The 10,265-nt window shown below is 60.2% G+C and carries 12 protein-coding genes; 7 read left to right on the top strand and 5 right to left on the bottom strand.

What is annotated here, in order from left to right; genetic code table 11:
• Positions 1–15: 15 nt before the first annotated feature.
• From B3187_RS13240 to B3187_RS13230, 3 genes are all read right to left on the bottom strand, one after another.
• Complete coding sequence (locus B3187_RS13240; protein WP_286806948.1) at positions 16–165, bottom strand: hypothetical protein; 150 nt, start codon at positions 163–165, stop codon at positions 16–18.
• A 146-nt stretch (positions 166–311) separates the two neighbouring features.
• A complete protein-coding gene (locus tag B3187_RS13235; RefSeq protein WP_024460363.1) occupies positions 312–938 on the bottom strand; it encodes an L-threonylcarbamoyladenylate synthase in 627 nt (208 codons plus the stop codon).
• Between the two features lie 47 nt (positions 939–985).
• Entirely contained in the window at positions 986–1,819 is an 834-nt protein-coding gene (locus B3187_RS13230; protein WP_246004337.1) for a PHP domain-containing protein, read from the bottom strand.
• Between the two features lie 97 nt (positions 1,820–1,916).
• Between B3187_RS13230 and B3187_RS13225 the strand changes: the two genes are divergently transcribed.
• From B3187_RS13225 to B3187_RS13195, 7 genes are all read left to right on the top strand, one after another.
• The gene (locus B3187_RS13225; RefSeq protein ID WP_286806950.1) at positions 1,917–2,657 is read left to right on the top strand and encodes a VC0807 family protein; all 741 of its coding nucleotides are present in this window, start codon (positions 1,917–1,919) and stop codon (positions 2,655–2,657) included.
• A 48-nt stretch (positions 2,658–2,705) separates the two neighbouring features.
• The gene (locus B3187_RS13220; protein ID WP_286806947.1) at positions 2,706–3,005 is read left to right on the top strand and encodes a YciI family protein; all 300 of its coding nucleotides are present in this window, start codon (positions 2,706–2,708) and stop codon (positions 3,003–3,005) included.
• A gap of 123 nt (positions 3,006–3,128) precedes the next feature.
• Entirely contained in the window at positions 3,129–3,818 is a 690-nt protein-coding gene (locus B3187_RS13215; protein WP_123637520.1) for a TIGR04211 family SH3 domain-containing protein, read from the top strand.
• 16 nt (positions 3,819–3,834) lie between these two features.
• Positions 3,835–4,431 (top strand): peptidylprolyl isomerase, encoded by a 597-nt coding sequence (locus B3187_RS13210; RefSeq protein ID WP_123637521.1) that lies wholly within the window; start codon positions 3,835–3,837, stop codon positions 4,429–4,431.
• Positions 4,428–5,192, top strand: a complete 765-nt coding sequence (locus B3187_RS13205; RefSeq protein WP_123637522.1) for a pyridoxine 5'-phosphate synthase — start codon at positions 4,428–4,430, stop codon at positions 5,190–5,192. Before B3187_RS13210 ends, B3187_RS13205 begins: the two co-directional genes overlap by 4 nt.
• 98 nt (positions 5,193–5,290) lie before the next feature.
• A complete protein-coding gene (locus B3187_RS13200; protein WP_024460370.1) occupies positions 5,291–5,704 on the top strand; it encodes a CBS domain-containing protein in 414 nt (137 codons plus the stop codon).
• A gap of 153 nt (positions 5,705–5,857) precedes the next feature.
• Complete coding sequence (locus B3187_RS13195) at positions 5,858–6,649, top strand: TrmH family RNA methyltransferase (RefSeq protein ID WP_123637523.1); 792 nt, start codon at positions 5,858–5,860, stop codon at positions 6,647–6,649.
• Between the two features lie 414 nt (positions 6,650–7,063).
• Here B3187_RS13195 and B3187_RS13190 read toward each other — a convergent pair whose 3' ends face one another.
• A complete protein-coding gene (locus tag B3187_RS13190) occupies positions 7,064–8,362 on the bottom strand; it encodes an ammonium transporter (protein ID WP_286806946.1) in 1,299 nt (432 codons plus the stop codon).
• 366 nt (positions 8,363–8,728) lie between these two features.
• Positions 8,729–10,265 (bottom strand): transglutaminase TgpA family protein (locus B3187_RS13185; protein ID WP_286806945.1); only part of this gene is annotated, 1,537 nt, incomplete at its 5' end.

Below are 10,265 nucleotides of genomic sequence, written 5' to 3'. Positions count from 1 at the left end.
GCCCTTCGCGATCGTTCAGGGCAGCTCGGTGTAGGCCTTGCCCTGAACGATCGCGAAGGGCATCTCCTCCTGGCTGGGGCGATGCGTCAACTCAGCCGCCGGCTGTTGCTCTGCCGGGTCGTCGCGCTCGGCTGCTTCGGCCGTATTGTCTGCGGATGAACTCATTCACTCTCTCGCCCCGAGGCTACTCGGGATGGCTAACGGGTTGACGGGCATGCGGCTTGACGCCACTGGCCGGGCATTATAACGATTTAACCCGCCGGGGCCTACTCGGCGCTCACGGGGCATCGCGCGGGTCCTGCTGACAGGGTCTAATCCGGAATGAACGCGGAGGCATCGCCCTTACCCTGGCGGGTTACCTCGGGCACGGCCCCGGTCAGGTCAATGACCGTGGTCGGCTCGAGGCCGCAATTGCCCCCGTCGATGACCAGCTCCAACTGATGTTCAAGCCGATCGCGAATATCTTCGGGATCGCTCATGGGCAGGTCATCGCCGGGCAGCAGCAGACTGCTGGTCATCAGGGGTTCACCCAGTGCCTCCATCAACGCGAGTGCAATCCGGTTGTCGGGCACCCGCAGGCCGATGGTTTTTCTTTTGGGGTGCATCAGTCGGCGAGGCACTTCCGAGGTGCCGGGCAAAATGAAGGTAAAGGGGCCGGGGGTGTGGTTTTTCAGCAGCCGGAAGGCCTGATTATCCACCTTGGCGAAGGTCGCCAGCTCGGAAAGATCCCGACACATCAGGGTAAAGTTGTGGTGCTTATCCAGGCGACGCATCTGGCGGATGCGATCCAGCGCGTTTTTGTCACCGATATGACACCCCAGGGCATAGGCCGAATCGGTCGGGTAAGCAATGATGCCCCCGCTGCGAATGATATCGACCGCCTGGCGGATCAGGCGATCCTGGGGGTTATCCGGATGAATCTGAAAATACTGGGCCATAATCGTGCTCTTGTTGTCATGGGTGTATCTGACCTCGTGCGGGTCGCTCACGGCGCGAATCCGGGAAGCTCCCACACCGGTCGGCAGCGCTCGGGCAGTGGGCCGAAATTCCCCAGCTCCTGCCAGGGAGCGTCCGGGCGATGAAAGTCACTGCCACAGGAGGCCGCGAGCCCTTCCCGCTCGGCAATGCGCGCGAGATCATCGGCGACCCCGGAGGGTTGCTGGCCGCTGACCACCTCCAGCGCGTCGCCGCCGAGGTCGGCAAAATCCGAGATCAGGGCGCACATTTTGGTTCGGGTCAGCGGATACTTCTTCGGGTGCGCGAGCACCGCGAGCCCGCCGGCCTGATGGATCCAGCCGATCACCTGCTCCATGCCCGGCCACTGGAATTTCACATCGGCCGGTTTACCAGCGCCGAGATATTTCTTGAAGGCGGCGCCCACGTCCTTTACTTTCCCCTGAGCCACCAGAAACTGTGCAAAGTGGGGGCGTCCGAGCTGGCCACCACCGGATTCGCGTCGCGCACCGGCCAGGGCACCGGGAATCCCGAGCTGCTCAAGCCGCTCGGCGATGGCCTCAGCCCGACTCGCACGAGCCCCCTGCTGAGCCCGAATGGCCGCCTGCAGCGCTGGCGACTCGATATCGATGCCCAACCCGACAATATGGACCCCGCCTTTACCCCACTGGCTGGAGAACTCAATACCGGGAATCAGTGTCAGACCGATATCGGCAGCCGCAGCCCGGGCCCGGCTTACTCCCTCCACGGTATCATGGTCAGTCAGCGCCAACGCGGACACGCCCTGGTCCCTGGCCCTCGACATCAGCGCCTCAGGGCTTAAAATACCGTCTGAGCAGTGACTGTGGCTGTGTAAATCGTACAAAAACAGGGCTCCCGCCGTAAAAGCGGCATTATGGCACGTCTGAGCGCCCGGGAGCCAACGAACCTTGCAACCCCTGACTTTCAACATCGAGGCCCGAATGACCGACAGCGACAGCGTCACCGAAAAAACCGCCAAACTCGGCCCTAACCCCAAGCGGGAAAGCCTGCTGGCCAACCTGCTGCTGAACATTGTGATTCCCACCGTCATCCTGACCAAATTCAGTGGCGAGGATCACCTGGGCATTAAAATGGGCATCGTGGTCGCCCTGGCCTTTCCGCTGATCTACGGTGCGCGGGATTTTATCGTCAGACGCAAGCTCAACGTATTCTCCGCCTTGGGCTTTGTCAGCATTCTGCTCACCGGCGGCATCAGTCTGCTGGAGCTCGATCCCAAATACATCGCCATCAAGGAAGCCGCCATCCCCGGCCTGATTGGCCTGGCCACGCTGTTCTCTCTGAAAACCCGTTACCCGCTGGTCAAAACCTTTCTTTATAACGACAAAGTACTCAAGGTAAACAAAGTCGCCACTGCCCTGCGCGAGTACAACAATGAGAGCGCCTTCGAGCAGACCCTGCGCAACGCCTCCTATCTTATTGCCGGCTCGTTTTTTCTCTCGTCATTCCTGAATTACGTGCTGGCCAAACTCATTCTGGTGAGCGATCCCGGCACCGTGGCCTTTAACGAGGAACTGGGCAAAATGACCGCGCTCAGTTTTCCGGTCATTGCAGTGCCCGCCATGTTGGTAATGATGTTTGCCCTGTTCTATCTGTTCCGTCGGATTCGGCAATTGACCCACCTGGCGCTGGACGAAGTCATCAATGACGGAAGCGACAACTGATCCCACCGGCTTAACCCCCGGAATTCAACTGTTTGACAAGGAGCCACCATGTTTTATGCCATAATCAGCGAAGACGTTCCCAACAGCCTGGAGAAGCGCAAAGGGGCTCGCACCGATCACTTGGCCCGATTGAACGCACTCAAGGACGCCGGCCGCCTGCTACTGGCCGGCCCCCACCCGGCCACGGACAGTGAAGATCCCGGCCTGGCCGGTTTTACCGGCAGCCTGGTGGTCGCCGAGTTTACTTCGCTGGAGGAGGCGCGCACCTGGGCGGATGCTGATCCCTATGTCTCCGCCGGGGTTTATGCCCGGGTGACCGTCAAGCCGTTCAAGCGGGTACTCCCCTGACCATGAGAGTGATGCGCCATCGGTCACTGAGGTTGAAATTTGTGGCCTGTGCCACTTGGTTTGTACCGTCTTTGGCGTACAATCCCGACGTTTAACCAACTTAAAAAGACTACGGGTATCAGCGTGAACAAACTTCTGATCAGTCTCTGCCTCATCGCCCTGGCCTCGCCCTTACTGAGCGTCTCGGCCCAGGCTCAGGATCGCTACATCTCCGACGTGTTGTACGTGCCGCTGCGCAGCGGTATGGGCAACCAGTACCGGATCGTGCACAGCGGGTTGCCCAGTGGCACGCGCCTGGAGCTGGTCCGCGAGGAGCAGAGCAGCGACGGTGAAAACTGGAGCCTGGTCCGTCTGGAAGACGGCGAGGAAGGCTGGATCCGCAGCCAATTCCTGCTGGCGGAACCCACCGCCGAACTTAAATTGAGCAGCGCTCAACAGCGCGCGCAACGTGCCGCGCAAGAAAGCCAGGCGCTGCGCGATCAACTGACCGAAGCGCAGCAACAGGTGGAACAGTTACAGACCGAGCTGTCCGATGTGCGCTCCCGATACGAAGCACTTCAGCAGGAGCATGAGCGGCTGCGCACACTGTCTTCAGACGCAGTAGGCTTACACGAGCAGCACCAGGAGTTGAGCGAAAACTATCAGGTACTGCAGACCCGCTACGACGTCGTTCAGGCCGACAATGAACGCTTGAAACGGGACCGTCGTTACCAGGACTGGCTGTTTGGTGGTGGTATTCTGGTGGCCGGCGTCATCCTGTCCCTTATTCTGCAGGCGATCGGAAAACGTCGTCGCCAATCTGAATGGCGCTAAAGGAGCAACTCCGATAATGAAGTTTCTGGCCCTGCTTGGTTTGCTCACTCTGTCTGTCGCCGTTCAGGCAGAGAACGATAGCCCCCGGGTCGAGCTGACCACGGATGAGGGCACCATCGTTCTGGAACTGTTCCCCGACAAGGCACCAATTACCGTGTCGAACTTTCTGCAGTATGTCGATGACGGCTACTACGACGGTACGATTTTCCACCGGGTCATTCCCGGCTTTGTGGCCCAGGGCGGAGGACTGACCTACGATTTCACCCGCAAGCCGCCGCGCGATCCGATTGCCAACGAATCGGATAACGGGTTGAGCAACAAACCCATGACCCTGGCCATGGCCCGGCACAGTGATCCGGACAGTGCCACGTCTCAGTTCTACATCAATCTGAACCACAACCCGGGCCTTGACGCGACCGAGGAACGTCCCGGTTACACCGTGTTCGGGCAGGTCGTGGACGGCTACGATACAATCATCACCATCGTCCAGGCCCCCAAAGGTAACTACAAACAGTTCCCGGATGCACCCAATGTCCCCATCCGGATTCTGGAGGCCCGCCGGCTGTCGGCTCCGGCCGATACCACGGCGGACGGGAAGGAGTCATCGCAATGAATGCCACCAAACTGAGCGTCAACCTGAACAAGGTTGCACTGATCCGCAACTCCCGGGAAGGCAACTACCCGGATGTGACCACCTTCGGGCAGATCTGCCTGGACGCCGGTGCCCACGGGCTGACGGTTCACCCCCGCCCGGATCAGCGCCATATCCGCCCCGGCGATGTGTTCGCGCTGAGCGATCTGGTGCAACAGCACCCGGGCATCGAGTTCAATATCGAAGGCAACCCGAACGCTGGCGCCCTGGGCGACTATCCCGGCTTTATGACGTTGGTCCGCCAGACCCTGCCGCACCAGTGCACTCTGGTCCCGGACAGCAATGAGCAATTGACCTCGGATCATGGCTTTGACCTGACCCGCAGTGGCGATGCGCTGCGCCCCATCATCGAAGAGCTGCGCGAGCTCGGTTGTCGGGTCAGCCTGTTCATGGACCCGGACCCGGCACAGATTGATCTGGCACGGGCGGTCGGCGCCGACCGGATTGAGCTATACACGGGTCCCTACGCGGCCGCCCACAAGGCGCACAACTCGGAAATGCACAAGCTGCTGGACCAGTACCGCTATGCCACGGAGCACGCCCGTGATATCGGGCTGGGGGTCAATGCCGGGCACGACCTTAACCTGGACAACCTGGAGCAGTTTCTGCACATCCCGGGTATTGATGAAGTGTCTATCGGACACGCCCTGACCGTCGACGCACTGACCATGGGTATGGCCACCGCCGTGCACGCTTACCTTCGACTCTGCCACCATCAGTAAGGCAGAAGGCGAGGATCCATCGGGCAAGTGCCCGTTTATCGGCTATCCTTAAGGTGTAAGTCAGACGGTTTTACCCGCCGTAAACAAAGGAGTCAGCCATGCATTCGATTTTGGTAAAAGACTATATGCAGCCGGCCGCCCATGCCATTTCCGTAACCGCCAACACGGCAGAGGTGGTCGAGCGGCTACTGAAAAGCGGATTGACCGGCGTCCCCGTGATTGATGAGCGTGAAGCGGTCGTGGGTTTTGTCTCGGAACAGGATTGCATCAAGGAGATGCTCAACGATGCGTTCTTTTGCGAAGAGCCCGCCAGCGTCAGAAAACTGATGAGTGAAACAGTGCTTACCGTGACCCCCAACACCAGCATCGTCGAGCTCGCCCAGACCATGATGCGCGAAAAACCCAAGAACTACCCGGTGGTCAGTGACGGCAAACTGGTAGGCATCATCACCCGCCGACACGTGCTCCAGGCATTGATCGACAATGACGAGGACTGCTACCTGCGTACCTGATTGAGCCTCGGACACACCGCCCCCCAGCGCCCCCATGGCGAGCCGCACACCCGGCTCGTCACCGCCTGACTTCTCCATGCACCTCAGACCGCGCAGACAATAGCGCGGTCGACACGTTATAATTCCCGGCCACACTTCCCAACGATGGTCACTATGCCCAAGCCAGACAGACCCCAGCAGGACTCGGCCAGCTATCGAGCCAAGAAACAGTTTTTCGATTCACTGCTGACGGTGTACGGACGCAAGCCGGTGCTCGAGGCGCTGCGCGATCCGGCGGTCAAGCTGTTTCGCCTGCACCTGGCGGAGAGCAACAAACCCGCCGGGATTCTCGATGAAATCCTGGGCATCGCCAAGTCCCAGGGTGCGGACATTCAGCACCATGACCGCAAGGCGCTATCTCGCATCTCCAAAAACAGCAAGCAGGATCAGGGAGTGGCGGCGGATCTACAATGCAAAGCTTACCAGTCGCTCGAACAGTTCTTGAGTCAACCACCCCGCGCAGATTTTCGATTGTTGGCCCTGGACCGAATCACCAATCCGCAAAACCTGGGGATGATCATCCGTTCGGCGTGCGCGGGCAATGTGGACGGCATTCTGTTACCACAGAAAGGCGGCGCACAAATCGATGCTCTGGTGATCAAGGCAAGCGCGGGCACGGTGTTCCGGGCTCCGATCATTCACTGCCCTACTCTGCCCGAGGCGTTGGCCAAACTCAGAGAAGCCGGCGCCACCATCTGCGCATTATCCTCACACGCTCGTCAGACGCTGGGTGATTTCAACCCATCCGGCGGTAGTGTGTATGTGTTGGGAAATGAAACGGAGGGGGTTTCGACGGAGACGGCCAAGCACTGCAATCACCAGCTTTCCATCCCAATGAACAACGGCGTCGAGTCACTCAACGTAGCGGTCACGGCCGCCCTGATCGCCTTTCAGGACGCTATCTGAGGTTCTCCTTGCTCGCACTTTTTAGTGTGTGTTACGGCGGATGCAGCCTTCGGCTTTATCCGCCCTACGGACACCACAGCAGCTTAGCGTAGGGCGGATAAGCGCAGCGCATCCGCCGCTGCCCAAGGTGCCATACGAAAGGGGCTAGTTCCCGAAACGTCACGCTGGCATAGCGGAGGGAGGGTAGTCCCCTCTGAGACCGTCACCCGCCTTGGACGCCCCACATGGATGTGGGAAGTGTCCCGAAGCGCAGGGAGCGCGAAGAGGACCGGCGGGTGATGAGCCCCCAGGGACGGGTTCACGGCGTGTCTCAGAGGGGACTACCCTCCCGCAGCACAGCCTACAGGGCTCCAAACAAAGTGCCCATCCATAGGCCAACTATGCGAAGTAACCCAACCCGGCAAGCGAAACAATTTACAGCTTGTACCCCTCTTCCTCATGATGGGTAATATCCAGGCCAATCAATTCTTCTTCGCGAGTCACACGCAATCCAGAGGTCAGAACACCGGTCACTTTCAACAGAATGAAGGTCACCACCCCGGTGTACACCGTTGCCACGACAACGCCAACCACCTGAACTCCGAACTGCTGGCCCATCGTCTCGATACCGTCGGCAAAACCCTGACCACTGAACACACCCAGTTGAGTCGAAGCAAAGACCCCGGCCAACAGCGTACCCAGCATACCGCCGACACCGTGTACCGGAAACACATCCAGCGAATCATCGATCTTGAACACCCGCTTCATCGCCTGGGTCGCGTAGAAACAGACAATGCCCGCCGAAACACCGATAATCAGAGCACCGCCGGGGCCCACGAAGCCCGACGCCGGTGTGATGGTTCCCAGACCGGCCACCATGCCGGTCACGATACCCAGCACACTCGGGCGACCGAACTTCACCCACTCCATCGTCATCCAGGCCAATGAGCCGGCAGCGGCGGAAATGTGGGTTACCAGCATCGCCATGCTGGCGTCACCGTTGGCCGCCAGCGCGCTGCCGCCGTTAAAGCCGAACCAGCCGACCCAGAGCATGCCCGCACCGGTCACCGTCATGGTCATATTGTGTGGAGGCATCGCCGTTTTCGGGAAGCCGTCGCGCGGGCCGAGCACCAGCGCTGCCACCAGCGCCGCCACCCCGGCGGTGATGTGCACAACAATGCCCCCGGCGAAATCCAGTACCCCCATGGCGCCCAACCAGCCGCCACCCCAGACCCAGTGACAGATCGGAAAGTACACCCCGAACAGCCACAGCGTTGAAAAAATCAGGACTGAAGAAAACTTCATCCGCTCGGCGAAGGCCCCAACGATAAGAGCCGGCGTAATGACGGCAAAGGTCATCTGAAACAGGCTGAACAGGCTCTCGGGAATATCGCCAGACAGGGAGTCCGATTCCATGCCCGAAAACAGAATCCGGCTTGTATCCCCGATCCAGGCATTGCCTTCGCCAAAGCTCAGGCTGTACCCGGCCACCAGCCAGATCAGTGAGGCGATACAGGCAATCGCGAAACACTGCATCAGAATCGACAAAATATTTTTCGACCGGACCAGGCCGCCATAAAACAGAGACAGGCCCGGCAAGGTCATAAACAGAACCAGAGCCGTTGCCGTCAGGATCCAGGCGGTGTTGGCGCCATTGAGTTCCGCTTGTGCCAGCGCGGTACCGGGCAACAGTGCCAGGCTGATCAACCCGAAAGCGACAGGTCGCTTGTTCATACGCTCATCCTCATTTTGTGCGTCGGCCCAAGGTCGCCGACTATTATTGAGTCACTGCAATGCCCCCGATCGGTGCAGACAAGAGAGGGCAACCCACTGAAAGTACGGGCAACACCGACCAGGAAATTCCAGCAACTGGAACCTCCGAAGACGGCGTTGCACGAGAGTGCAGAGCGCTTTGGGAAGCAGGAATCGTGCCTCAACATTTTTTCTCTTTATATCAATGACTTAGAAAAATTACCGGAAGAGATCATTGATGATTGGCACCAACACCGTGCACGGCGGACACTTTTGTGCACCACAGAAGAACACAGTGCGGGAGAATTGCCTGATCACCGTGCGTCCGTCGAAGCAGGCGCACCAGGATCAGGCAGGAGGGGTTTCAGGGGTCGTTCGCGCGCCTCTGAACGCCGTCACCGCGCGGGCCAGATCGGTCAGTGCGGCGCGGTTGTCGCCGTAGCTCACACGCTCGTAAAGATCCGCAATGCGGATCAGGGCCGGCTCCAGTTCGGCCTGTTGGCGCCCCAACCGGCGAGCCAGCGCGGTCAAGGGTTCTCCCCGTCGGCGCGGACACCCCATGCGTCTCAGTTTGCGCTCCAGGCGCGCAAGTTGGCGATCGGCCGGATAGCGGTAGTGCGGGCGTTGTCGCCAGAACATCCAGAGCAGCAGCACCGACACCAGCGAGGCACCGGTCAGCACCACCGCCAGGGCGATCCGCCACAGATCGGCGCCGCCGAGCCAGTCTTCCAGAAACGCGTCCTGGCGCCCTTGATCGTAACCGAGCACCCAGCGGTGCCATTCGTAATTGAGCGCATCCCAGCGCAGTTGCAGCTGCATCACAAAGGGTAAATCGGCACCAAAGGGTCTCTGCAGCATGTCGCCGTCCGTGGCGCTCAGCGAGACGTCCAGACCTTGCTCGATTCGCTCCGGTGCCACAGCGCCGGTCGGGTCAAAACGCACCCAGCCTTCTCCCTCCAGCCACACCTCCGCCCAGGCGTGAGCATCCCGTTGGCGGACGGTCCAATAATCCTCCAGAGGATTGTGGGTGGCGCCGAGATACCCCACCACCACCCGGGCGGGAATGCCCGCCGCGCGCAGGAAAAATACAAAGCTGCTGGCGAAGTGCTCACAGAAGCCCTCTTGCGTCTGCCACAAAAATTCATCGACGCTGTGCTGTCCCAGTGTCTGTGGACGCAGGGTGTAACGAAACCGCTCCCGGTAAAGCCCCATCAGTCGCTCTATCAGCTCGCTGGGCGATCTGGCGTCCCGCGCCCACTGCCGGGCCGTCGCTCGGGTTTCCGGGTTGGAGTCCCGGGGCAACTGCAACTCCTGGCGTCGCTCCCACTCACTCAGCCCGGAGCGCTGGAACCCATACCGGGTGTGCGACTGAACCCGGTAAGCGGTGCGCTGCATGACCGGATCATCCCGTTGTAGCCGCATCTCCTGCCCCAATCCGATGTCGTCACTCCAGCTGACCGGTGCCGCCAGCGCATACAGCCAGGGTTGGCGGGTCGGTTCCAGCATGACCTCATAGGCCACCGGTTCACCCAGGGGATCGACCTGGTTCATCCATTGCCGGACATCATCCTCGCGCCAGCTCATAAAGTGCGTCGCCCGCTGACGTTCGGTAGGTTGCCATTGCCGTCCATCGAAATAGGAAAACACCAGGCCACGCCAGTAACGATCTCTGGGCGACGGCGCCTCGCCATCAAAAGTGACCCGAAAGGCCAGCGCATTGGATTGTGCCAGCTCACCGATATCCCCCGGAGACATGCTGTCACTGATGCCCGTGGTCGCGGCCCGGCGGTCCTGCGGAACCGACCAGAGCGCACCGGTGCGGGGAATGACCAGAAACAGGATCAGCATGAGAGGCGTCGCCTGTAACACCAACCACCCCGCCTGC

Origin of the sequence: Marinimicrobium sp. UBA4209 (assembly GCF_002381585.1) — a bacterium.
GTDB classification, from domain to species: domain Bacteria; phylum Pseudomonadota; class Gammaproteobacteria; order Pseudomonadales; family Cellvibrionaceae; genus Marinimicrobium; species Marinimicrobium koreense.
The sequence above is the reverse complement of the archived record's forward strand: the minus strand, read 5'-3'. Positions and strand labels throughout refer to the sequence as shown.